Raw genomic sequence first — 23210 nt, 5'->3', positions numbered from 1 at the left:
GGTCTCGTCTTGCGCTGGCTGGGATGGCGAAACCCCGATACTGGTCCGTCCGCGCCGCCGGGGCAACCCGGCGCAGGCGGCCCGACGCCATTCGCGCGGCAACCGGCCGCTGCTCCGGGCGGTGGACGGGCGGTGCCGAGCGTGACAAGCTGCCGCCGAATCTCCTCCGCGGCGCCAGCCAGGAGCAGGCGATGAGCGACTTCACGACCAAACCCCGCATCGACACCCGGCCGAAGACCCAGCGGCCACGGCTGCACAAGGTCATCCTGCTGAACGACGACTACACGCCGCGCGAATTCGTGGTCGTGGTGCTGAAGGGCGAGTTCCGGATGAGCGAGGAGCAGGCCCACCGGGTGATGATGACGGCGCATCGGCGCGGCGTCTGCGTCATCGCGGTCTATCCCAAGGAGGTCGCCGAGACCAAGGCGACGCGGGCGACCGATGCCGCCCGCAAGCTGGGCTATCCGCTGCTGTTCACGACCGAGCCGGAAGAGACATAGGCTTCCGCCGTGGCGGATCGGCCTGCTCTCGCCCCCTCACCCGAAATCGCTGCGCGATTTCGACCTCTCCCCAAGGAGAGGTGAAGGAGGACGTCGTTCCGGACCCCTCTCCTTGGGGAGAGGGAGGGGCCCGGCCCGCTTGGGCCGGGAGGGTGAGGGGGATTCTCTCAGCCGATCGCGGTGGTCGGGCCCAGCCGCGGCAGGGCGGCGTCGATCGCCGCTGCGGTCGGCATGCTTTCCTGCGCGCCGAGGGCGAGGCAGGCCAGGGCGGCGCCGGTCGAGGCCCGGCGCAGCGCCTGGTCGAGCGGCAGCCCGGCATCGAGCCCGGCGGCGAGCACGCCGGTGAAGGTGTCGCCGGCGCCGGTGGTGTCGACCGGCTGGATCGGCAGCGCCGGCACGGCGAAGCCCGCCCCCGGACCGACGGCGATCGCGCCTTCGCCGCCGAGGGTGACGACGCAGGTCAAGGCCATCCGGCCGCTGAGCGCCTGGGCCGCGGCCCGGGGGCTGGACGTGTCGAGGCCGAGCCCGCCGGCGATCGCCAGCGCCTCATGCTCGTTCACCACCAGCAGGTCGAGGTCGCGAAGCGCCGCCTCGGGCACCGCAGCGGCCGGGGCGACGTTGAGGATGGCGCGGCAGCCGCGGGCCCGGGCGCGCTGCAGCAACGCCCAGTTCTGCTCCGGCGGCAGCTCCATCTGCAGCACCAGGAGCGTTTCCGACGTCAGCCGGTCGTCCGGCACCTGGTCGGCCCGGACCGCGAGATTGGCACCGCTGCCGACGGCGATGAAGTTCTCGGCCCTGGCGTCGACACAGATATAGGCGACGCCGGTCGGCCGGTCGCTGGTGGCGATCAGGGCGGTGTCGATGCCTTCCTTGGCCAGGGTCGCGCGCATGACCTGGCCGAAGCCGTCGTCGCCGACCGCGCCGGCCATCGCCACCTTTGCCCCGGCCCGTGCCGCCGCCACCGCCTGGTTCGACCCCTTGCCGCCCGGCTTGGTGACGTAGCCGTCGCACAGCACGGTCTCGCCCGGCCGCGGCAGCGCCGTCACCGCCATCACCAAATCCATGTTGATCGAGCCGAAATCCAGGATCACGCGGCTTTCCTCCCCGACGAAGCGGGCGATCCTGGCGCGGCGCGGGCCGGAACGCAACCGATGTGCACATGAGTTGCCCGCCGACCCTGGGCGCAGGCCGAAAAACCTGCAAAGCTCAGCTCCTTCCCAATTGCCGCGACACCAACCGAGAGGGACGACCGTGACCGCCGAGCCGAAGGACATCCTGGCCGAGATCAAGGGCTATGAGGATGAGCTGATCGCCATCCGCCGCGACATCCACGCCCATCCGGAGACCGGCTTCGAGGAGGTGCGCACCGCGGCGCTGGTGGCGAAGACGCTGCGCGGCTTGGGCATCGAGACGCATGAGGGCATCGCCAAGACCGGCGTGGTCGGCACGCTGAAGGGCACCCGGCCCGGCAACCGCGCGGTGGCGCTGCGCGCCGACATGGACGCGCTGTTCATCGAGGAGAAGACCGGCCTGCCGTATGCGTCCACGGTGCCCGGCAAGATGCATGCCTGCGGCCATGACGGGCACACCGCCATGCTGCTGGGCGCCGCCCGCTATCTGTCGGAGAACCGGGACTTCGCCGGCACGGTGCATTTCATCTTCCAGCCGGCCGAGGAAGGCCAGGGCGGCGGCCGGCTGATGGTCGAGGAAGGGCTGTTCGACCGCTTCCCAGCCGACGCCGTCTACGGCATGCACAACAATCCCGGCCGCGCGGTCGGCGAATTCGGCATCCGCCCAGGCCCGATGATGGCGGCGGCCGACACCTGGGCTGTCACCTTCGGCGGCACCGGCGGCCATGGCGGCTCCGCCCCGCACCTGGCGACCGACCCGACCGTGGTGCTGGCACATTTCATCCTGGCGGTGCAGGCCATCGTCGGCCGCAACATCCCGTCGGTCGAGCCGGCGGTGATCAGCGTCGGCCACATCTCCGGCGGCTCGGCCGGATCGCCCAACATCATCCCGCCCGAGGTGGTGGTCAGCGGCACGGCCCGCAGCTATTCGCCCCAGGTGCGCGACACGATCGAGCGCCGGCTGCGCGAGACCGCCGAGGGGCTGGCCGCCACCTATGGCTGCACCGCGGCGGTGCATTACGACCGCCGCTACCCGACGCTGGTCAACCATCCGGAGCAGACCGACATCGCCGCCGGCGTGGCGGGCCGGATCGTCGGCGACGACAAGGTCGCGACCAGGATCCCGCTGATCACCGGCGCCGAGGACTTCTCCTTCATGCTGGAGAAGCGGCCCGGCGCCTTCATCATGATCGGCAACGGCGTCAACCCGGACGGCAGCTACCACTACGTCCACACGCCGCATTACGACTTCAACGACAAGATCCTGGCGCTCGGCTCGACCTACTGGGTCACGCTGGTGGGGCAGGAGCTGGGGGTGGAGGGGTAGCTACGCCAACACCGTCCCGTCCGGCGCTAGCCGGACGGTGAACGGGTCGGCGATCTCGCCGGCGATGCTGAGATGCGACACCCAGCCGCTGACCTCGATCGAGCCGTCGGGCAGGGTGCGGGCGGCGGCCGGGGCGACGGCCCCGTCCGGCATGGGTGGCACCAGGTCGGCGCCGCTCTTCAGCACCTCGCCCGCCAGCACGATCTCCTCGACCCAGCGCACGGCGATGGCCTCGCGCGTCGCCTCGTCCGCCGCCGCCCAGCCGGTGTCGGGCAGCAGCAGCGGGGCGAGGTCGTCCGGCGTCACCGCCGGCTGCCAGACGCCGTCGATGGCGACGCCGCGCCACAATGGCACCGCATCCGGCGCGACATGGCCGATGAAGGTGACCCGGGCAAAGCTGTCGGGGCGGTAGAAATAGAGCGGGGCCAGGACGGTGTCGTCATTGGCCGCGCGGGCCGAGCCGAGATAGGCGGCCAGGGCATCGTCGTAGGGCGGCCGCTCGGTCGCCACGGCGAGGTCGGCTTGGCCCAGGCTCAGGAGAACCGACACGCCCCAATAGCGGAACTTCGCCATCTGCTTCCTCCGTCGGTGCCCCTTGCCCCGGAGGTAAGCAGGAATTGCGGCGAAACAAGGGGCCGAAACAAGACCTTAACGTGTAGTATAGGCACGCAGAAAGATTGTTACCGCCCGTTCGGCCATGCCCCGCAGCTCGGACGATTCCGGCGCCGGCTCGACCCCGAACAGATGACGCTGCCGTCGGCCGCCCTGCAGCAGCCCGATCAGGTCCTCCGCCGCGGCCGCCGCATCGTCGGGACGCAGCGCCCCCGCCTCCATCCGGTTGCGCAGGAACGCCGCCAGCGTCGCGCGGACATGGCCCGGGCCGGCGGCGTAGAAGATCCGGGCCAGATCGGGAAAGGCGGCGGCCTGGGCGATCATCAGCCGCTGCACGCCGAGGATCTCGGGATCGAAGATCCGGCGCAGCAGGTCCTCGCCGAAGGCGGCGAGCTCTGTCGCCAGGTCGCCCGCCGGGTCGAACACCCGCAGCGTCTGCTGCTTGTAGCGGTCGAACAGGGCATGGAACAGGCCCTCCTTGCTGCCGAAATGGCTGTACAGGGTCTGTTTGGCGACACCGGCCTCTGCCGCCACCCGGTCCATGCTGGCGGCATAGCCCTCGGCCATGAACACCTTGACCCCGGCGTCGAGGATCGCTTCGCGCTTCTTCCGGCCGCGCGGCGTCATCGCCACCCGGGCCACGTCCTGCACCGTCATCGAGCCAACCCATCGCTGCGCCCCACGCCTTGGGATCATGCCGCCGAACCCGACGGGCGCAAAGCCCGCCGGGCACACTCTTCGTCGCATGAACAGGCCGGGTTTCCCCAACGGCGAATGGCTACGCCCGTAGCGATTTCGCTCAGGCCTCTCCGCGGTAGGCCCGCTCGATGGCGGCGATGTCGATCTTGGTCATCTGCAGCATCGCCTGGAACGCCCGGGCCGCCTTCACCGGATCGGCGTCGTGGGTCCGCTCGAGCAGGATCTTCGGAGTGATTTGCCAGGACAGGCCAAACCGGTCCTGCAGCCAGCCGCACTGGCTGTGCTTGCCGCCGCCCTCGACCAGGCGGGCCCAGTAGCGGTCGACCTCCTCCTGGGTCTCGCAGAGCACGACGAAGGAGACCGCCCAGGAGAACTTGAAGTCTCCGCCGCCGTTGATGGCGGTGAAGTCCTGGCCCTCGAGCTGGAAGCCGACAGTCATGGGGGTGCCGTTCGGCCCCGACATGGTGTCGCCGTTGCGCAGCACGGAGGTGATCCGCGAATTGTCGAAGACCGAGACATAGAATTCGGCCGCTTCTTCGGCCTTGCCGTCGAGGAACCACAGGAACGGCGAGATCTTCTGGGTGAGCTGGGCCAAGTCGGCCTCCTTCGTTGGCGATGCTCAGAGGACGGACGGTCCGGGGGCGTCCCGACAGGGTCCTGAAAATTCTTCGACTGATGCGGCGGATCGCCGCCGAAGCCGCCGGCGGGCTCGCCTCCCAGGATGGTTCGACTATGGTGCCATTTCACGCGGCGACGCCAGATGGGTTACACTTCCTGCACGGGTCCAGGCCCGCGGCACGGCGAGACGGTGGAATGGATTACGAGAACATCTTCAGGACGGCGATCGACACCCTGAAGGCCGAAGGCCGCTACCGGATCTTCGCCGAGCTCGAACGCCACGCCGGCGCCTTCCCGCGCGCCGCCCATCACGGCCTCGACGGCGCGCCGGACGTAACCGTCTGGTGCTCGAACGACTATCTCGGCATGGGCCAGCACCCGGCGGTTCTGGCGGCGATGCACGAGGCGCTGGACCGCTGCGGCGCCGGCGCCGGCGGCACCCGGAACATCTCCGGCACCCATATCTACCATCGGGCGCTGGAGGCCGAGCTGGCCGACCTGCATGGCAAGGAAGCGGCGCTTCTCTTCACCTCCGGCTTCGTCTCCAATGACGCCTCGCTGTCGACGCTGGCAAAGCTGATTCCCGGCTGCGTCGTGTTCTCCGACGCGCTGAACCACGCCTCGATGATCGCCGGCATCCGCCATTCCGGTTGCGAGAAGCGGATTTTCCGCCACAACGACCCGGCCGATCTGGACCGGCTGATGTCGGAATACCCGGCGACCCGGCCGAAGCTGGTGGCGTTCGAGAGCGTCTATTCGATGGACGGCGACATCTCGCCGATCGCCGAGATCTGCGACGTCGCCGACCGGCACGGCGCCATGACCTATCTCGACGAGGTTCACGCCGTCGGCATGTACGGCCCGCGCGGCGGCGGCATCGCCGAGCGCGACGGGCTGACCCGCCGCCTGACCGTGATCGAGGGCACGCTGGGCAAAGCCTTCGGCGTGATGGGCGGCTATGTCGCCGGCTCGGCCATGCTGGTCGACGCGCTGCGCAGCCACGCCCCCGGCTTCATCTTCACCACCTCGCTGCCGCCGGTGGTCGCCGCCGGGGCGCTGGCCGCGATCCGCCACCTCAAGGCCAGCACCGCCGAGCGCGAACGGCACCAGGAGCGGGCAGCAACGCTCAAGCGTCTTTTGCGCGCTGCCGGCCTGCCGGTGATGCCGTCGGCGAGCCACATCGTGCCGGTCTTCGTCGGCGACGCCCGGCTGTGCAAGGCGGCGAGCGACCTGCTGCTGGACCGGCACCGGATCTACGTCCAGCCGATCAACTTCCCGACCGTGCCGCGCGGCGCGGAGCGGCTGCGCATCACCCCGACGCCGCTGCATGACGACCTGCAGATGGCCCGGCTGGTCGAGGCGCTGCGTGATGTCTGGTCGACGCTCGCGATCCCCGTCGCCGCCGCGGCAGCCTGACCTGCCGCGCAAGCCGCCCGCCCCACCGCCGGCAAGGGACCGCCGGCCGGTGAAGACGGGGCCTCACGGCAAGCCTCCGTCGAAGTCGCCTAAGCGACCGAAAGGTGGCCCGGGCTAGCGCGGGCGACGCTGGTGCCCGCTGACCTGCACCCCGTCCTCCGGACGCAGATACAGGAAGCCCGGGATCGACAGCAGAGGGATCACCGCCATCAGCAGGAACGCCTCGTGGAAGCGTTCCGGCGTCAGCACGTGGCTTTCGAAGCTGACGAGGCCGAGCAGCATCGCGCCCGTCGACACGCCGAAGCTGACGCTGAGCTGCTGCAGCACGCCGCCCAGGCTGGTGGCGCGGCTGAGCCGCTCGGCCGGCATGTCGGCATAGGACAGGGTGTTCGAGGTCATGAACTGCATCGACCGCAGCAGGCCGAACAGGAAGATGTAGCCGAGCAGCATCCAATGCGGCGTGTCCGGCCGCATCAGGCTGAAGCCGGCGATGGCGACCGAGCCCAGCGCGGCGCTGATGATCAGCACCCGGTCGAAGCCGAGCCGGCGCAGCAGCGGCGACAGCGCCGGCCGGATCAGCAGCGCGCCCAGGCTGCTGACGAAGGTCAGCGATCCCGACACCACCGGGCTGAAGCCGAAGCCGACCTGCAGCATCAGCGGCAGCAGGAACGGCACGCCGTTCAGCCCGATCCGGCATAGCCCGCCGGCCAGCGTGCCGACCCAGAAGGAGCGCAGCCGGAACAGGGTCATGTCGACCGCCGGATTCGCCTTCCTGCGGGCGTAGCGGCCGAAGGCCAGCAGCAGCAGGACGGCCGCGGCCAGCACCGCCGCGATCGCCAGGGCCGGGATGGTCGGGCGGCCGATATTCTCCAGCCCGTATTGCAGCAGGGCGACGCCGAGCCCGACCATGATGAAGCCCGGATAGTCGAACGGCGTCACCGTCTCGCTCTTCACATCTTCGAAATAGTGCAGCGCCGCCAGGATGCCGACGCAGCCGAAGGGGACGTTGACGTAGAAGATCCAACGCCAGGACGTGTAGGTGGTGAGGACGCCGCCGAGCAGCGGCCCGATCACCGGCCCCAGGATCGCCGGCAGCGTCATGTAGGTCATCGCCGTGACCAGCTGTGCGCGGAGGAAGCTGCGCAGCAGGATCAGCCGCCCGACCGGCGTCATCATGGCGCCGCCCAGCCCCTGCAGCACCCGCATCGCCAGCAGCATGCCGAAGCTGTCGGCCATGCCGCACAGCGCCGAGCCGAGGGTGAAGATGCCGAGCGCCAGGGCGAAGATCCGGCGGGCGCCGAAGCGGTCGGCGAACCAGCCGCTGACCGGGATGAACACGGCCAGGGTCAGAACATAGGTGGTCACCGCCAGGTTCAGCCGCAGCGGCGTGGTGTCCAGGCTGGCCGCCATGTCCGGAATGGCGGTGGTGATGATGGTGGAGTCGAGCTGCTCCATCAGGAAGGCGATGGCGACGATCATCGGGATGATCACGCGCAGCCGCGGATCCCGCTCCGTCACGAATTGGGGCTGTGCTCGGTCCGATACCGTCATATGTCGGGTTTAAACCTGCAGACGGCCGCTGGTATCTTGTCTCCGTGCGCCGCTGGGTTGCGGCCGCGGCATGCACCGGCCGCCCGGCTGCGCCTTACGCGATCGACGCCCCCAGCCGGGCCTCGTAATGCGCCTTCTGACGGCGGGTGGCGACCACGGTGTTGCGCATCAGCACCGCCACCGTCACCGGCCCGACGCCGCCCGGCACCGGGGTGATCCAGCCAGCCACCGGGGCGACGCTGTCATAGTCGACATCGCCGACCACCCGACTCTTGCCCTCGTCGTCCGTCACCTCGTTGATGCCGATGTCGATCACCGCGGCGCCCGGCTTGATCATGTCGCCGGTGACCAGCTTCGGCTTGCCGACGGCGACGAACACCGCATCGGCCCGGCGCGAATGCATGGAGACCGAGCGGGTCATGTGATGGCAGACCGTGACCGTCGCGCCTTCCGACATCAGCAGGAAGGCGATCGGCTTGCCGACGATCTCGGAATGGCCGATCACCACGACCTCGAGCCCCGCCAGGGTCAGGCCGGTGCGCTTCAGCATCTCGACCGCCGCCAGCGCCGTGCAGGGCGCCAGCTCCAGCTCGTTGTAGACGATGTTGCCGATCGAGGCCGGATTCATGCCCTCGACGTCCTTCAGCGGATGGATCGCCGTCTGCATCGCCTTGATCGAGATGTGCTTCGGCACCGGGCGCTGCAGGATGATGCCGCTGACCTGCGGGTCGGCGTTCAGCGCGGCGATGGCGGCGCGCAGTTCCTCCTGCGTGATCCGCTCCGGCAGCCGCCGCGTCTCGAAGGCGATGCCGACGCTCTCGGCCGTGCGCCGCTGGTTGCGGACATAGACGTCGACCGCGCTCTCGTCGCCGACCGTGATCGACACCAGCTTCGGCGGCCAATGCGCCTCGCCCAGTGCCTGCACCTCCGCCGCCACCTCGGCCAGGATGGCATCCGCCACCGCCCGCCCGGTCAGGTCCCGCTCGCTCATCGCCCGCGCTCCGCCGCACCCGCAATGCGCGGCTTGTGGCCCGCCGGGGCGGCAGCGTCAACCCATGGCCGCGGATGGCACCGTTGTGCGCTATTTGGCCTGGTGGGCGAAGCCGCGCAGCAGGTGCTTCTGGATGTAGCCGGCGACCAGCAGCACCGGCAGCGAGGACAAGAGGCCGATCGCCATCAGCCGGCCCCACAGCGTCTCGTCCTCGGTGATGAAGGTGGCGACATAGAGCGGCAGGGTGAAGCGGCTGGGGCGCTGGAGGTAGAGCAGCGCGAACAGGAACTCGTTCCAGCACAGGATCAGGGCGAAGATCAGTGTCGCCACCAGCCCGGGCAGCGCCAGCGGCAGCACGATGTGCCATAGGCGGCGGCCCAGCCCGGCACCGTCGATCGCCGCCGCGGCCTCGATCTCGACCGGCACCTCGCGCACGAAGCCCAGCAGCATCCACAGGCAGAAGGGCAGCGTGTAGAGCTGATAGACCAGCACCAGCCCGGACAGGCTGCCGAGCAGGCCGAGATCGAGCAGCAGCGCATGCAGCGGCAGCGCCACCACGATCGGCGGCATCAGCTTGACCACCAGCACCAGCAGCAGGAACAGCACGTCGAGCCGCTTCGGGAAGCGGAACCGGGCCAGGGCATAGGCGGCCAGGAAGCCGGCGAACAGCGACAGCAGCGTGGCGCCGAAGGCGACGATGGCGGTGTTCTTCAGCCGCACCAGGAAGCCGTCGGCGAGCACGGCCCGGATGTTGTCCAGCGTCGGGGCTGTCGGCAGGAAGCCGCGGCCGGCCCGGGCCGGGTCCTCGAAGGCGGCGCCGATCATCCACACCACCGGCAGGGCGAAGACCAGCACGAACAGGGCGATGCCGAGATAGGGCAGGACGCGGCGCAGGCGCTTCACTTGGACGAGCCCCGCATCGCCTGGGCGGCATAGACGGCGCACAGGGCGCAGGCGATCGCCATCATCACCACCGAGGCGGCGGCGGCCAAGCCGACATCGAAGAACTTGAAGCCCTTCTGGTAGACATACATCGACATCGTCTCGGTGGCGTTGCCGGGGCCACCGCCGGTCAGGGCATAGACCTTGTCGAACAGCTTGAAGGTGTCGATCAGGCGCAGCAGCAGGGCCAGGAAGATCTGGCCGCGCACCAGCGGCAGCACGATCCGGGTCAGCAGCACCCAGGGGCGGGCGCCGTCGGTCCGCGCCGCCTCCACAATCTCGGGCGGGATCGACTGCAGCCCGGCCAGGACGATCAACGTCGTCATCGGCGTCCATTGCCAGGTGTCGACCAGCATCACCGACCACAGCGCCAGGCCGGGGTCGGACAGCCAGGCCACCGGCGGCAGGCCGAGCCAGCCGAGCGCGCCGTTCAGCACCCCGACATCGTAGTGGAACCAGGACCTCCAGATCGCCGAGCAGACCAGGGTGGACAGCATCATCGGATAGACCACGACCGACAGCACAGCGCCGCGGCCGCGGAATTCGCGATTTAGCAGCAGGGCCAGAGCGGTGCCGAGCGCGACCTGGACCAGCGAGGCGACGACGGCGAACCGGACCGTATTGCCGATGTCGACCCGGAAGAACCAGTCGCCGAACAGCGTGGCGTAGTTGGCGAGGCCGACCCAGCGCGAGGTGTCGGCCGCAAAGTCGATCTCCTGGAAGGAGTAGACCGCGACCTGCACCACGGGCGCGAGCGCGAACACGACCAGCAGTAGCGCGGCGGGAAGCAGGAGCAGGACGAGCTGCCGGCGGTCGGTGAAGAGCATGGGGGTCTGTACTAGCGCTTCTTTTGTATCCTCCCCCTCCCCTCGCGGGAGGGGTTGGGGGGAGGGGGTGTCGATCAAGCTCTCAGGCCGAGCGCGTTCAAAGCGGCACGCCCCCTCCCCTACTCCCTCCCGCAGGGGAAGGGGGAGAGTGAAACGGGGCGGGCTGCCGTTACTTCTTCGCCAGCGCCTTGTCGATGTCGGCCGAGGCCTTCTGCAGCGCCTCCTCCGGCGCCATCTGGCCGACCAGGGCCAGTTGCAGGTGGTCGCCGAGGATCGATTCGACCTGTGGCCATTGCTTGATCCGCGGCCGCGACACGCCGGCCTCGAGCGCCTTCAACTGGTCCGGGTACCAGCGATACTTGGCAACCAGGTCCTTGTCGGCATACAGCGCAGTCAGCGTCGGCGGCAGGCCGAAGCGCAGCGCCAGCTCCTTCTGCATGTCGGCGCCGTTCAGGAAGGCCAGGAACTTCTGCGCCCCTTCGGCATTCGGCGCACCCGACGGCACCGCCACCTGCCAGATGCCCAGCATCGGCGCCGGGCCCTTGGTCTCGCCCGGGGCCGGGCCGATCGCGACCTTGCCGACCACCTTCGACTTCTCAGCGTCGTCCAGCGACGGCACCCAGGCCGGCCAGACCTCGATCGCCATCGCGGCGCGGCCCTGCTGCAGCGCGTCGCGCACCTCGGTGGCGTTGTAGGTCTCGACCCCGGTCGGGGCGTAGGCCTTCAGCGCCAGGAACTGCTGCAGCGCCTTGACCCCGGCGGGCGACGCCAGCGCCGCCTTGCCCGAGCCGTCGATGATCTCGCCGCCATGGGCCCAGAAGATCGGCAGGAAGCCGGTGACGATCGGGTTGCCCTTGGTGCCGCGGAACACCACGCCGGCGACGTTCGGGTCCTTGGCCTTCAGCACCTCGGCCGCCTTGAGCACGTCGCTCCAGCTCTTCGGCGCTTCCAGGCCGGCCGCCTGGAACAGGTCGGTGCGGTAGGCGAACATCTCGACATTGCCGGCGAAGGGCAGCGCCACGACCTGCCCGTCCTTGCCCTTGGACAGGGCGGCCAAGCTGGGGATCACGCCCGACAGGTCGGCGGTCACCGGCTTCAGCCAGCCATTGGCGGTGAATTCCGGCATCCAGGTGTCGTCGGCGACGATCACGTCATAGGCGTCGGCGCCGCCGCGCAACGACACCACCAGCTTCTCGTATAGGCTGCCATAGGGCAGCTTCAGCAGCTCGACCTCGGTGTCCGGCGACACTTTCTTATAGGCGTCGATGGCATAGGCCAGGGCGTCGCCATAGACGCCGTCGCGGCCGGCGATCACCAGCTCATCCGCCTGCACAACCCCGGCGAGCAGCAGCGCCGCCAGCCCCGCCACGCCGGCGATGCCGGCGGTTTTGCGGTGCGCCGCGCGAAGCACGGCGTGGCCGATCAACTTCGTCTTCATCAATCCCTCCCAGTCCGCAGGATGGTCGGCGGCGCCCTTGACAGCAAATCATGAACACGTGTTCATCAGTCACTGCACCCGATCGTGGCCGCACCGCTCTCCGGCGGCGGTTCTATCATGGTCCTGGACACCGCACGCTTTCAAGGAAATGAATGTTTCGTGACGGTCCGGTGACATTCCTCTTGGCCTGCCGATTTCGGCTTTACGACGCCTCGTCATCGTGAACACGTGTGCGCTATCCTGGATCTTCGGCATGGGAGCGTCGGTTGGGGCAGCGGCAGCAGGACAGCGGCACAAGGTCGGTGACGGCCCAGGCGGTGGCGGATCGGGCCGGGGTGTCGCGCGCCACGGTCTCGCGCATCATGTCCGGCCAAGCCCGAGTGGCGGCCGAGACCCGCGAGCGGGTGCTGGAGGCCGCCTCCGCCCTGGGCTACCAGGTCAACATGCTGGGCCGCGGCATGAATCGCCAACGCTCCGACCTGGTCGGCATCGTCGTGCGCGGCGCCACCGACCCCTATCGCGCGGCGCTGTTCGAGGCGCTGCTGCGCGAGATCGACGGCCGCGGCCTGCAGTCGCTGGTCAGCGAGGTCGGCGACGAGGCGGCGCTGGACCGCACCATCGCCCGCTTCCTGCAGTACCGGGTCAGCGGCGTGCTGGTGACCTCCGGCGCGCCGCCGATCGCGCTGGCCGAGCAATGCGCCCGGCTGGGCATCCCGGTGGTGGCGCTGAACCGCGCCGTGTCGATCCCGGGGGTCGACGCGGTGTTGTCGGACAACGACACCGGCGGCCGGCTGGCGGCGCAGGCGCTGCTGCAAGCGGGCTGCCGGCATCTCGGCTTCCTCGGGGTCGAGGGCGGCACCTATAGCGGCCTGGCCCGCAGCGCCGCCTTCGTCGCCGCGCTGGCACCGGCCCTGGCCGCCGGCCGCGCCACCTTCCGCCCGATCACCGCCGCCGGGCCCGATCACGACGCCGGTGCCGCGGCCGCCACCCGGGCCTGGGACGCGCCGCTGGACGGGCTGTTCTGCGCCAGCGACGTGCTGGCCTGCGGCTTCCTGGACGGGGCAAAGACCGCCGGCCGCGCCGCCCCGCGCGATCTCTCGATCATCGGCTTCGACGATGTGACGCCGGCCGGCCTGGCCCCCTATCGCCTGACCACGATCCGCCAGGATGCCGGCCGCATCGCCGCCCGCGCCGTGGCGCTGATGCTGGAACGGGCCGAGGACCCCGCCCGGCCGGCGGTGGTGGAGGTGGTGCCGGTGAGCCTGGTGCGGCGGGCCACGGTCGCGGCCTAGAGATCTTTGGTCATGAACACTCGGCTGGTGCCCGGCGGGTCGCAGGGGATGTCGCCGAACACCCGCCAGCCGTGGCGGCGGTAGAACTCCGGCGCCTGGAAGCTGATGGTGAGGAGCACGGCGGAGCGGCAGCCGCGCCGCCGCCCCTCCTCCTCCATCATCCGCAGGATCCGGCTGCCAAGTCCCGAGCCGCGCAGGGCCTCCGGCAGCCAGAACAGCTCGACGAACAGCAGCCCCAGCGAGGTGCGCCCCTTGGCGCCGCCCAGGATCTCGCCGGTCGCGGGATCCTTGACCGTCACGGCGAGCGGCCGCCGGTCGCTGTAGCCGATGGCTGCGTCGTTGTAGGCGTTCAGCCCGCCATCGATGACGGCTTCGAGCCGGTCGTCAACGACATCGGTCAGCACGATCTCCGGCTCAGGCACGGCCGCCTCCGCTCCGTTGTCAGGACACCCGACGCTGCACCCCGTCGATCGGCGACAGGTGCGAGATCAGCCGCTTGCCGGTCCAGTAGAGCAACCGGACCAGCGGCGGCTCGATGCCGACCGTCAGCTCCGCCCCCTGCTCGAGGTTGAACCCCACGGCATGCGACGGGCTGGGCCCGATCGAGGCCGGGATGCCGGCGAAGGTGGTGTCGACCGCGCGATGGACATGGCCGCACAGCACATGCACCACCTGGCGGTGCCGAACCAGGACGCGGGCCAGGCCGTCGCCATTGCCGCAGCGCCAGCCGTCCATCCGGGTCATGCCGGTCTCGAAGGGCGGGTGGTGCATGAACACCAGCGCCGGCTGCTGCGGCGCCTCCGACAGCCGGGCGTCGAGCCACTCCAGGCGGTCGTCGCACAGCAGCCCCTCGATCCGGCCGGGAATGGTGGTGTCGAGCCCGATCAGGCGCAGGCCGCCGGTCTCGCCGGCGATGTTGAGGAACGCGCCATCGGTGCCGATGCCGGCATGGCCGGCGAAGGCCTCGCGCATCGCCTCGCGCGAATCATGGTTGCCGGGGATCGCCAGCATCGGCAGGCCCAGCGGCGCCAGCGCCTTCTGGAACAGCCGGTACGATTCGACGTCGCCGCGGTCGACCAGGTCGCCGGTGACCAGCAGCAGGTCCGGCCGCGGCGACAGCGCGGCGAGATGTTCGACGCAGCGGCGCAGCGCACCGAGCGCGTCGATCCCCGTCTCGACCGCGACATCCGGCGTGGTCACATGGGTATCGGTGATCTGGGCGATCAGCATGAACGTCCTCGGCGCCGCGGGAGACGGGATCGGCACAGTCGCGCGAGTGCCGCGCCGATCGGAATCCCAGACCGTTACAACGACGGCGAGGCCCGACGCCAGCGCCGGAATGTGAATACGGCTATTGCGCGCCGAGTGCGACCGGCAGGCTGAGCGTCTGCTTGCCGCGGACCACGGTCAGCATCACCGAGGTCTGGGGCCGCATCAGGCCGACGGCGTTGCGCAACGCGGTGGCACCGTCGATCGGGTGCCCGTCCAGCCCCGTCACCACGTCGCCGACCTTGAGGCCGGCCGAGGCCGCCACGGTGCCGGGGACGATGCCGGTGATCAGCGCGCCGCGGTTGACCGAGATGCCGCGCGACGCCGCCTTGGCCGCGGTCAGATCCTCGATGGCGACGCCGAGCCGCGCCCGCGACACCGAGCCGAACTGCTCGATCTGGTCGATCGAGTTCTTGACCATGTGCATCGGGATGGCGAAGCCGATGCCGGCATTGGCACCGGACGGGCTGAGGATGGCGGTGTTGATGCCGACCAGCCGGCCATCGAGGTCGATCAGCGCCCCGCCGGAGCTGCCGGGGTTGATCGCCGCGTCGGTCTGGATGAAGTCCTCATAGCCCTCGATGCCCAGGCCGCTGCGGCCGGTGGCGCTGACGATGCCGAGCGAGGCGGTCTGGCCCAGGCCGAACGGGTTGCCGATCGCGACCACGAAGTCGCCGATCTTGGGCATGTCGGTGTTGTCCACCGGCAGCTCGGTCTTCAGACCGTTGGCCGGGATGCGCAGCACCGCGATGTCGATGTCGGCGGCCGAGCCCACGACCTGGGCCGTCACCTCGTTGCCGTCGCCCAGGGTGACGCCGATCTCGGTGGCGTTCTCGACGACATGGGCACTGGTGACGACCAGGCCCTTGGCGGCGTCGACGATGACGCCGGAGCCGACGCTGCGGAACGACTTCTCCTTCTCGCCGCCGAAATAGCGGCGGATGTCGGGATCGCGCAGCATCTCGGCGCTGGGGCGCACGGTGCCCTTGACCTGGACATTAACCACCGCCGGCATGGCCTCGGTCAGCAACGGGTTGAGAGTGGGCAGGGAGCCGCGCGAGGCGGTTCCGGCCGAGCCCCCCGAATTGCAGGCAGCCAGCGCCAGCATCGCAGGCACGATCAACAGCGTCAGGATGCGGCGCATCACGTTTCTCCTTCCGGTCCGCTGGAAGATGTGCGCCGGTTTGCGCCAAGCGTCCAGGTTTGGGTGCCCCCACCGAACCCGCGAGGCCGGCGAAAGTTCACGGCCAGGGTGGCGGCACCTGGATCGCGGGAGCAAGGGTTTTGCGATCGCGGCGTCGCTGCCCCTCCCCTCCGGCCGCCAGCCGGGCTATATAGTCGGACATGACGACCGTGTGACATCGGCATCGTCGACAGGCGTCGGGGCTGCGCCCAGATCCGGAAAGGGACTTCATGACCGTCAGCGACCACGCCGACCGCGCGGATATCGAGGCTTTGGCGAAATTTTTGTCCGAATCCGACGGGGCTGCGGTGGCGCCTTACGCCCTGGTACGGCGCGGCAGGATCAAGTGCTTCTTCGACAACCCGACGACGGCGACCGAAAGCGGCATCCAGGCCTATGCCGACCGCGCCTTCTCAGTGATCGATGTCCGGGCGCAGAGGGTCGTCCGCCGGCGGTGAGTGGTCAGGCCCGGCAATGACAGGAAGGGGCGTCGCACCGCCTCAGCCGCGGTCCTCGATCGCCCTTTGCCGCAGCAGGTGGTCGGCCAGGACGCAGGCCATCATCGCCTCGCCCACCGGCACGGCGCGGATGCCGACGCAGGGGTCGTGCCGGCCCTTGGTCAGGATCTCGGTGTTGTGGCCCTCAATGTCGACCGTGCGCCGCGGCGTCAGGATCGAGCTGGTCGGCTTGACCGCGAACCGCACCACCACCGGCTGGCCGGTGGATATGCCGCCGAGGATGCCACCGGCATTGTTGGCGGTGAAGCGCACCGCGCCGTCATTGCCCATCAGCATCTCGTCGGCGTTCTCCTCGCCGGACAGGGACGCCGCGCCGAAGCCGGCGCCGATCTCGACCCCCTTGACCGCGTTGATCGTCATCATCGCCCGGGCCAGATCGCTGTCGAGCTTGTCGTAGATCGGCTCGCCCCAGCCGGCCGGCACGCCCTCGGCCATCACCTCGACCACGGCGCCGGTGGAGGACCCGGCCTTGCGCACGCCGTCGAGATAATCGGTCCAGCGCGCAGCAGTCTCGGCATCCGGGCAGAAGAACGGGTTGCGGTCGACCTCGTCCCAATCCCAGCGGTCGCGGTCGATCTTGTGCGGCCCGATCTGGACCAGCGCGCCGCGGATGGTGACGCCCGCCAGGATCTTGCGGGCGACCGCGCCGGCGGCCACCCGGCACGCGGTCTCGCGCGCGCTGGACCGGCCGCCGCCGCGCGGATCGCGGATGCCGTATTTCTTCCAGTAGGTGTAGTCGGCGTGGCCGGGCCGGAACTTGGCCGCGATCTCGGAATAGTCCTTGCTGCGCTGGTCGGTGTTCTCGATCAGCAGCGAGATCGGCGTGCCCGTCGTCTGGCCTTCATAGACGCCGGACAGGATCTTGACCTCATCGGCCTCGCGCCGCTGGGTGACGAAGCGCGACTGGCCGGGCTTGCGCTTGTCCATCCAGGGCTGGATGTCGGCCTCGGTCAGCGGGATGCGCGGCGGCGTGCCGTCGACCACGACGCCGATGGCAGGCCCGTGGCTTTCGCCCCAGGTGGTGAAGCGGAACAGAGTTCCAAAGCTGTTGCCGGCCATGACCCTCAGCCCTCTCGGGCGACGCGGTCGAGAGCGTCGCCCTCGAGCCGATAATAGATCTTCTGCGCCAGCCGCGCCGCGCCGATCCGGTCGTAGAGGCGCTGCGCCCCCTCGTTCCAGGTCTCGGTGGTCCAGTCCAGCCGGGTGCAGCCGCGGTCCTGCGCCAGCCGCGCCAGGAAGCGCAGCAACGCCTCGCCGGCACCGAGCCCGCGCGCCCCCTCGCGGACATACAGGTCTTTCAGCTGCAGATGCCCGGTCAGGGCCCGACCCGGGAACAGCATGCCGAAGCTGGCGGCGCCGACCGCCCGGCCGTCGATCTCGGCCAGGGCGATCTCGGTCGGATGCTCGCCATAGACATGGCGTTCGACCCGCTCGGCCGTCACCGCGTCGGGGTCGAGCGCGCGGCCGTCGGCATAGTGCCGGTCGAGGTCCTGGAACACCGCCGTCACCGCCGCGCGATCGGCATCCGTGGCCAGCCGGACCGTGACGGCCACGCTCATGGCTTCGGCGCCAGGCCCTGCAGCAGCTCGGCGGTCGCCGCGGCGGCATCGACCGAGACCATGCCGACCGTGTGATAGCCGCTGTCGACGTGGTGGACCTCGCCGGTCACGCCGGAGCCGAGCTCGGAGATCAGGTACAGCCCGGCGCCGCCGACCTGCTCGATGGTGACGTTGCGCTTCAGCGGCGCGTTCAGCTCGTTCCACTTCAGGATGTAGCGGAAGTCGCCGATGCCGCTGGCCGCCAGGGTCTTGATCGGGCCGGCCGAGATGGCGTTGACCCGGATGCCGCGGCCGCCGAGATCGACCGCGAGGTAGCGCACGCTGGCCTCCAGCGCCGCCTTGGCCACGCCCATCACATTGTAGTGCGGCATCACCCGCTCCGCCCCGTAATAGGTCAGGGTCAACAGGCTGCCGCCGTCGCCCATCAGCGGCACCGCCCGCTGCGCCACGGCGGTGAAGCTGTAGCAGGAGATGTCCATGGTGCGCAGGAAGTTGTCCCGCGTCGTATTCAGGTACAGGCCGTCGAGCTCGTTCTTGTCGGAGAAGGCGATGCCGTGCACCAGGAAGTCGAGGCGGCCCCACTCGCGCTCCAGCGTCTGGAAGACAGCGTCAATGCTGGCCTGGTCGGTAACGTCGCAGGGCAGCACAAGGGTCGAGCCGACGCTTTCGGCGAGCGGCTTGACACGCTTGTGCAGCGCGTCACCCTGGTAGGTGAAGGCGAGCTCCGCACCATGCGCCGCACAGGCCGACGCGATCCCCCAGGCGATCGACCGGTCATTGGCGACGCCCATGATCAAGCCGCGCTTGCCTTGAAGGAGCGGAGAGGGAACCGTCATTGCAGAGCCTCAGTTGGGGTCAGGACACCCGAACGGGGCGCGCCGCGGGTCCTTGGATTAGAGTGCGGGGATCGTACACGAACGCCCTGTCGGGTCAAATGTGGGCTTATCAATGGCATCGGGACCGGGTGATCGGCAAGAGCAGAGCCGGAGCGTTGGCCAGAAGGCCCGCCACTGGGCGCGGGCGCTCTACACCTTCGGCCGCTACGCCGTGCTGCGCTTCTGGAACGACCGCGGCGCGCAGGCGGCCTCGGCCCTGACCTATTCCTCGCTGCTGGCGCTGGTGCCGATCGCCACCATCGCCTTCTCGATCCTGTCCGCTTTCCCCGCCTTCGGCCTGATCAAGGGCGCGGCCCAGACCTGGCTGGTCGAGATGCTGGTGCCCGAGGTCGGGCACACCGTGCTGAACTACCTGGAGGGGTTCAGCCAGAACACCGGGCGGCTGACCGCCTTCTCGATCGTCGGCCTGGTGGTCAGCTCGGTGCTGCTCCTGGCCACCATCGAGGATGCCTTCAACGGCATCTGGCGGGTGAAGGAGCAGCGGGCCTGGGCGGTGCGGATCGTCACCTTCTGGGCGATCCTGACTCTGACCCCGATCCTGGTGGTCGCCAGCTTCTCGCTGACCATCAACTTCTTCACCAGCCATGGCGGCTTCGGCCAGCAGCTGTGGTCGCCGTTCATCGGCTTCGTGCCGCTGGTGCTGCAGTTCATCGGCTTCACGCTGCTGTACCAGCTGATCCCGAACCGCTCGGTGCGCTGGAACGACGCCGTGATCGGCGGGGCCATCGCGGCGGTGGCGTTCGACCTGTCCAAGCGCCTGTTCGCCTGGTACCTGCGCGAATTCCCGGCCTATGAGACGATCTACGGCGCCCTGGCCACGATCCCGATCTTTCTGCTGTGGCTGTATCTTGCCTGGTCGATCGTGCTGATCGGCGCGGTGATCGCCGCGGCGCTGCCGGACTGGCGCTCCGGCCGCCTCCTGGGCGGCGAGATCGACAAGATCCTGCCGGGGCCGCGGCTGACCATCGCCGTCGCCATCCTGCGCGAGCTGGCGGCAGCCAGCCGGCTCGGCATCGGCCTGCATCGCCCGACCCTGCTCGACCGGGTGCCGGTCGGGATCTCCGCCCTCGACGGCATGCTGGAGCAGCTGCGCCACGCCCGTTTCGTCGAGCGCTCCGCCTCCGACACATGGCTGATCTCGCGCGATCTCCGGATCACCACGCTGGCCGACCTGATGCGCGGCCTCGGCGTCGGCATGCGCGGCAAGATCGGCGAGGTGCCGGGGCTGGAGGGCGCCTGGCTGCAGGCGCTGGCCGACCGCATCCACGCCGCCGAGGAGGCGCATCACGACAGCCTGGGCGTGCCGCTGGCGGCGGTGCTGGTCGACGAGCCGCCGGCCGAGCGCCTGCCCGGCCGGGCCGAGAAGTCGGCGATTTCGCTGCACCGGGTGGCCCCGAATGCGGAAGGCCCGCCGTGAGCGGCGGGCCTTCGTCGGACAGTTCGGATCGTGCCTTTTAGCCGTTGACGATCCGCCAGGTGCCGTCGCCTTCGCGGCAGGCGGTGCCGGTCTGGGCTCGGCCCTCGACATAGATGGTCTGGGTGAAATCGCGGCAGTTGCGCCCGCTCTCCTGATAGGTCCGGGTCGGGGTGACCGTGCCGTAATTGCCGGAATCCGGGTTGCGCCAGGAGCTCTCGGTGCCGCTGTGGCTGTTCTCGAAAGCCTGGTTGTAGGTCCGCTCGGCATAGAGCTGGTCCGACCGGTCGAGCGAGGAGCCGACCGAGTTGCCGAGCCAGCCGCCGATCAGCACGCCCGCGGCCGTCGCGGCCAGCTTGCCGGTGCCGCTGCCGAACTGCGAGCCCAGCAGGCCACCGCCGGCCGCGCCGATCAGGGTGCCGGCACCCTGCTTCGGGCCGTAGTCCTGGCAACCGGCCAGGGCGACCGCACCGACGAGCACGGCGGCGATGGTGTACTTCCTCATGATAGCTCCGATCCTCCTGCGATGCCCGCAGCGGGCATCGGATCTGTCCTGGCCGCCATGGACTTCACGGCGTCGATGCCTAATGTAGCCGGACTTCGATCGAATGAAGGCCGTGCGCCATGACGACGCCCCCCTCCACCCCGAATCCCGGCAGTGCCGCAACCGAACCCGCCAACCTGGATTTCGTTCCGCCGGCGGACCCGTTCGCCCTGTTCGAAACCTGGTTTGGCCTGGCCGCGGCGCATGAGATCAACGATCCGAATGCCATGGCGCTGGCGACCGCGACCGCCGACGGTGCGCCGTCGCTCCGGATGGTGCTGCTGAAGGGCGTCGACGACGCCACGGCCGAGGCGCGCGGCTTCGTCTTTTTCACCAATCTCGAGAGCCGCAAGGGCGAGGAGCTGGCGCGCAACCCGCGGGCGGCGCTGTGCTTCTACTGGAAGAGCCTGCGCCGGCAGGTGCGGGTCGAGGGGCCGGTGACGCCGGTCGAGCCGGCCGAGGCCGATTCCTATTATGCTAGCCGGGCCCGCGGCAGCCGGATCGGCGCCTGGGCCTCGGCCCAGTCGCGGCCGCTGGCCGACCGGGCGACGCTGGAGCAGGCGGTCGACGAGGCCACCCGCCGCTTCGGCCCGGAGGAGTCGGACGGACCGGTGCCGCGGCCGCCGCATTGGTCCGGCTTCCGTCTGGTGCCGTGGCGGATCGAGTTCTGGCAGGAGCGGCCGTACCGCCTGCACGACCGGGTGGTGTATGAGCCGGGCCTCGACGGCTGGCGCCACCACCGGCTGTACCCGTGACCGACGAAGCCCGGACCGGGCAGCCCGGCGACCAGGCGCGGCGCGACCGGCTGCTGAAGCTGGCGACGACGGTCAGCGTCTCGGTCGCCTCGACCCTGGCCGTGCTCAAGCTGGCCGCCTGGCTGGTGACCGGGTCGGCGGCGATCCTGTCCTCGCTGCTCGACAGCCTGGTCGACGTCGCCGCCTCCGGCATCCTCCTGATCAGCGTGCGCCATGCGCTGCGGCCGCCCGACCGGTCGCACCGCTACGGCCACGGCAAGGCCGAGCCGCTGGGCGCCATCGCCCAGGCCGCCTTCGTCGGCGGCTCGGCCCTGCTGCTGATCTTCGAATCGGCCGGCCGCTTCATCACCCCGACGCCGATCGTCGAGGTGCCGCTCGGCATCGCCGTGATGTCGATCTCGCTGGTGGCGACGGTCCTGCTGGTGGTGTTCCAGCGCGGCATCGCCCGCCGCACCGGATCGACCGCGATCGAGGCCGACCGGCTGAACTATGTCGGCGACACCGCCACCAGCGTGGTGGTGCTGGCGGTGCTGGTGATCGGCCAGCGGCCGGGCTGGCAGTGGCTCGACCCGGCCGCCGCGATCGGCGTCGCGCTGTGGCTCTTGGTCAGCGCCGCCCGCATCGCCCGCCGCGCCGTCGACCACCTGATGGACCGCGAGCTTCCGCAGGAGGAGCGGGTGCGGATCGCCGCCATCGTCCAGGCCGACCCGGAGGTGGCGGGCCTGCACGACCTGCGCACCCGCAGCGCCGGCGGCACCCGTTTCATCGAGCTGCATGTCGAGATGGAGGGAAGCCTGACCCTGTGGCAGGCCCACACCGTCTGCGACCGGCTGGAGGCGGCGCTGTCCGCCGCCTTCCCCGACGCCGAGGTGATCCTGCACCAGGAGCCCGCCGGGCTGGACGACGAGCGACTGGACCACCGCATCTACAAGCGCCAGGGCTAGCTGCCGAGAAAAATATGGATATTCCATAAAATATTGATATTCTGGAGGCAGCAGCTGGAGGCTTGTCATGCGCAGCTTCACAACCTCGGATTTGAACAAGCAGGTGGGAGAGATCACCGATGCGGCCCGCAAGGCACCCGTCATCATCACCCACCATCGCAAGCCAAAATTCGTGCTGATGTCCGTGGAGCACTACGATCGGCTGCGCAGCGCAGACGATCCGCGCCGGGCATATGGCCCTGGGGAAACGCCGGAGGACATCTCGGCCCGGTTCGCCGCGGAGCTCGATAGGCTCGCTCGCGGCGAAGGGTATGACGATGAAGATTGACGACCTGAAGACCGGCGTCATCATCGACTATCCCTACCTTTGGCGCTGGCAGCACCAGCGAGGCGAGACCGAGGGACGGAAGAATCGTCCGGTTTGCGTCGCGATCGCGCTCCGCCAGCCCGATTCCGGCCAGACCTGGCTCGCCTTGCTGGCGATTTCCGCCACGCCACCGCAGACCGGCCGCCACACCCTGGAATTGACCGAGATCGAATGCCGCCGCGCCGGGCTGAAGACCTGGAAATCGGCCTGGATCAGCATCGACGAGTACAATTTCGACATCGCGGAATCATCCTACGTCCTCGACCTCGGACAGGAACCGCGCGGCAGAGATTCAGCAAAACCTTCATGATGAAGCTGGCCACCGAGTTCGGTCCGTTTTTCCGGATGCGGCACTCGCGCGTCGATCGCACGGACTGAGATCGTCGTCACCCTTCCCGCCGCGGGCCGGGTTCGACCC

Annotated in this window: 26 protein-coding genes; 10 read left to right on the top strand and 16 right to left on the bottom strand. The window is 69.6% G+C overall.

What is annotated here, in order from left to right; translation table 11 throughout:
- Window positions 1-191 precede the first annotated feature (191 nt).
- A complete protein-coding gene (gene clpS, locus QFZ27_RS10340) occupies window positions 192-500 on the top strand; it encodes an ATP-dependent Clp protease adapter ClpS (protein ID WP_429226229.1) in 309 nt (102 codons plus the stop codon).
- A gap of 167 nt (window positions 501-667) precedes the next feature.
- Here clpS and QFZ27_RS10335 read toward each other — a convergent pair whose 3' ends face one another.
- A complete protein-coding gene (locus QFZ27_RS10335; protein ID WP_429226228.1) occupies window positions 668-1591 on the bottom strand; it encodes a ribokinase in 924 nt (307 codons plus the stop codon).
- 160 nt (window positions 1592-1751) lie between these two features.
- Between QFZ27_RS10335 and QFZ27_RS10330 the strand changes: the two genes are divergently transcribed.
- The gene (locus QFZ27_RS10330) at window positions 1752-2957 is read left to right on the top strand and encodes a M20 aminoacylase family protein (RefSeq protein ID WP_429226227.1); all 1206 of its coding nucleotides are present in this window, start codon (window positions 1752-1754) and stop codon (window positions 2955-2957) included.
- Here QFZ27_RS10330 and QFZ27_RS10325 read toward each other — a convergent pair whose 3' ends face one another.
- The 3 genes from QFZ27_RS10325 to QFZ27_RS10315 form a co-directional block, all read right to left on the bottom strand.
- The gene (locus QFZ27_RS10325; protein ID WP_429226225.1) at window positions 2958-3530 is read right to left on the bottom strand and encodes a hypothetical protein; all 573 of its coding nucleotides are present in this window, start codon (window positions 3528-3530) and stop codon (window positions 2958-2960) included.
- A gap of 75 nt (window positions 3531-3605) precedes the next feature.
- Window positions 3606-4226 carry a TetR/AcrR family transcriptional regulator gene (locus QFZ27_RS10320; protein WP_429226224.1) on the bottom strand — a complete coding sequence of 207 codons (621 nt, stop codon included), beginning with the start codon at window positions 4224-4226 and terminating at the stop codon, window positions 3606-3608.
- Between the two features lie 142 nt (window positions 4227-4368).
- Window positions 4369-4863: a VOC family protein gene (locus QFZ27_RS10315; protein ID WP_429226223.1), complete on the bottom strand. Its 495-nt coding sequence runs from the start codon at window positions 4861-4863 to the stop codon at window positions 4369-4371.
- A 218-nt stretch (window positions 4864-5081) separates the two neighbouring features.
- Between QFZ27_RS10315 and hemA the strand changes: the two genes are divergently transcribed.
- The gene (hemA, locus tag QFZ27_RS10310) at window positions 5082-6302 is read left to right on the top strand and encodes a 5-aminolevulinate synthase (protein ID WP_429226222.1); all 1221 of its coding nucleotides are present in this window, start codon (window positions 5082-5084) and stop codon (window positions 6300-6302) included.
- A gap of 114 nt (window positions 6303-6416) precedes the next feature.
- On the opposite strand, the gene QFZ27_RS10305 is transcribed toward hemA, so the two are convergent.
- The 5 genes from QFZ27_RS10305 to QFZ27_RS10285 all read right to left on the bottom strand — a co-directional run bounded on the left by QFZ27_RS10305 (window position 6417) and on the right by QFZ27_RS10285 (window position 12051).
- On the bottom strand, window positions 6417-7820 hold the full coding sequence (locus QFZ27_RS10305; RefSeq protein ID WP_429226221.1) for a DHA2 family efflux MFS transporter permease subunit: 1404 nt from the start codon (window positions 7818-7820) through the stop codon (window positions 6417-6419).
- A gap of 127 nt (window positions 7821-7947) precedes the next feature.
- Window positions 7948-8844 (bottom strand): bifunctional 5,10-methylenetetrahydrofolate dehydrogenase/5,10-methenyltetrahydrofolate cyclohydrolase, encoded by an 897-nt coding sequence (locus QFZ27_RS10300; RefSeq protein ID WP_429226220.1) that lies wholly within the window; start codon window positions 8842-8844, stop codon window positions 7948-7950.
- Between the two features lie 90 nt (window positions 8845-8934).
- Window positions 8935-9747, bottom strand: coding sequence for a carbohydrate ABC transporter permease (locus QFZ27_RS10295; protein WP_429226218.1), 813 nt, complete (start codon window positions 9745-9747; stop codon window positions 8935-8937).
- Complete coding sequence (locus QFZ27_RS10290; RefSeq protein WP_429226217.1) at window positions 9744-10613, bottom strand: carbohydrate ABC transporter permease; 870 nt, start codon at window positions 10611-10613, stop codon at window positions 9744-9746. Before QFZ27_RS10290 ends, QFZ27_RS10295 begins: the two co-directional genes overlap by 4 nt.
- Before the next feature lie 169 nt (window positions 10614-10782).
- Window positions 10783-12051, bottom strand: a complete 1269-nt coding sequence (locus QFZ27_RS10285; protein WP_429226216.1) for an ABC transporter substrate-binding protein — start codon at window positions 12049-12051, stop codon at window positions 10783-10785.
- Window positions 12052-12317: 266 nt separating this feature from the next.
- Here QFZ27_RS10285 and QFZ27_RS10280 point away from each other — a divergent pair, with 266 nt between their 5' ends.
- A complete protein-coding gene (locus QFZ27_RS10280; RefSeq protein WP_429226215.1) occupies window positions 12318-13343 on the top strand; it encodes a LacI family DNA-binding transcriptional regulator in 1026 nt (341 codons plus the stop codon).
- Here QFZ27_RS10280 and QFZ27_RS10275 read toward each other — a convergent pair.
- The 3 genes from QFZ27_RS10275 to QFZ27_RS10265 form a co-directional block, all read right to left on the bottom strand.
- Window positions 13340-13765 (bottom strand): GNAT family N-acetyltransferase, encoded by a 426-nt coding sequence (locus QFZ27_RS10275; RefSeq protein WP_429226213.1) that lies wholly within the window; start codon window positions 13763-13765, stop codon window positions 13340-13342. The genes QFZ27_RS10280 and QFZ27_RS10275 overlap by 4 nt on opposite strands.
- A 19-nt stretch (window positions 13766-13784) precedes the next feature.
- Window positions 13785-14573, bottom strand: coding sequence for a phosphodiesterase (locus QFZ27_RS10270; protein WP_429226212.1), 789 nt, complete (start codon window positions 14571-14573; stop codon window positions 13785-13787).
- A gap of 121 nt (window positions 14574-14694) precedes the next feature.
- The gene (locus QFZ27_RS10265; protein ID WP_429226211.1) at window positions 14695-15756 is read right to left on the bottom strand and encodes a trypsin-like peptidase domain-containing protein; all 1062 of its coding nucleotides are present in this window, start codon (window positions 15754-15756) and stop codon (window positions 14695-14697) included.
- A gap of 269 nt (window positions 15757-16025) precedes the next feature.
- Between QFZ27_RS10265 and QFZ27_RS10260 the strand changes: the two genes are divergently transcribed.
- Window positions 16026-16253 (top strand): hypothetical protein, encoded by a 228-nt coding sequence (locus tag QFZ27_RS10260; protein WP_429226209.1) that lies wholly within the window; start codon window positions 16026-16028, stop codon window positions 16251-16253.
- 42 nt (window positions 16254-16295) lie between these two features.
- On the opposite strand, the gene aroC is transcribed toward QFZ27_RS10260, so the two are convergent.
- The 3 genes from aroC to fabI are packed head-to-tail and all read right to left on the bottom strand — an operon-like array spanning window position 16296 to window position 18708.
- Window positions 16296-17372: a chorismate synthase gene (gene aroC, locus QFZ27_RS10255; protein ID WP_429226208.1), complete on the bottom strand. Its 1077-nt coding sequence runs from the start codon at window positions 17370-17372 to the stop codon at window positions 16296-16298.
- A gap of 5 nt (window positions 17373-17377) precedes the next feature.
- Window positions 17378-17872, bottom strand: a complete 495-nt coding sequence (locus QFZ27_RS10250; RefSeq protein WP_429226206.1) for a GNAT family N-acetyltransferase — start codon at window positions 17870-17872, stop codon at window positions 17378-17380.
- Window positions 17869-18708, bottom strand: coding sequence for an enoyl-ACP reductase FabI (gene fabI, locus QFZ27_RS10245; RefSeq protein ID WP_429226205.1), 840 nt, complete (start codon window positions 18706-18708; stop codon window positions 17869-17871). The genes QFZ27_RS10250 and fabI overlap by 4 nt, the downstream gene beginning before the upstream one ends.
- 112 nt (window positions 18709-18820) lie before the next feature.
- Here fabI and QFZ27_RS10240 point away from each other — a divergent pair, with 112 nt between their 5' ends.
- Window positions 18821-20185, top strand: coding sequence for a YihY family inner membrane protein (locus QFZ27_RS10240; RefSeq protein WP_429226204.1), 1365 nt, complete (start codon window positions 18821-18823; stop codon window positions 20183-20185).
- Window positions 20186-20222: 37 nt separating this feature from the next.
- Here QFZ27_RS10240 and QFZ27_RS10235 read toward each other — a convergent pair whose 3' ends face one another.
- Complete coding sequence (locus QFZ27_RS10235) at window positions 20223-20687, bottom strand: RT0821/Lpp0805 family surface protein (protein WP_429226202.1); 465 nt, start codon at window positions 20685-20687, stop codon at window positions 20223-20225.
- Between the two features lie 176 nt (window positions 20688-20863).
- Between QFZ27_RS10235 and pdxH the strand changes: the two genes are divergently transcribed.
- From pdxH to QFZ27_RS10215, 4 genes are all read left to right on the top strand, one after another.
- Entirely contained in the window at window positions 20864-21481 is a 618-nt protein-coding gene (gene pdxH / locus QFZ27_RS10230; protein ID WP_429232438.1) for a pyridoxamine 5'-phosphate oxidase, read from the top strand.
- Window positions 21478-22425, top strand: a complete 948-nt coding sequence (locus QFZ27_RS10225) for a cation diffusion facilitator family transporter (RefSeq protein ID WP_429226200.1) — start codon at window positions 21478-21480, stop codon at window positions 22423-22425. Before pdxH ends, QFZ27_RS10225 begins: the two co-directional genes overlap by 4 nt.
- A 67-nt stretch (window positions 22426-22492) precedes the next feature.
- A complete protein-coding gene (locus QFZ27_RS10220; RefSeq protein ID WP_429226198.1) occupies window positions 22493-22753 on the top strand; it encodes a type II toxin-antitoxin system Phd/YefM family antitoxin in 261 nt (86 codons plus the stop codon).
- Window positions 22743-23102: a hypothetical protein gene (locus tag QFZ27_RS10215; protein WP_429226196.1), complete on the top strand. Its 360-nt coding sequence runs from the start codon at window positions 22743-22745 to the stop codon at window positions 23100-23102. Before QFZ27_RS10220 ends, QFZ27_RS10215 begins: the two co-directional genes overlap by 11 nt.
- Window positions 23103-23210: the final 108 nt, after the last annotated feature.

The sequence above is a fragment of the Inquilinus ginsengisoli genome, from assembly GCF_050434925.1.
Taxonomy (GTDB): Bacteria; Pseudomonadota; Alphaproteobacteria; order DSM-16000; family Inquilinaceae; genus Inquilinus; species Inquilinus ginsengisoli_B.
The sequence above is the reverse complement of the archived record's forward strand: the minus strand, read 5'-3'. Positions and strand labels throughout refer to the sequence as shown.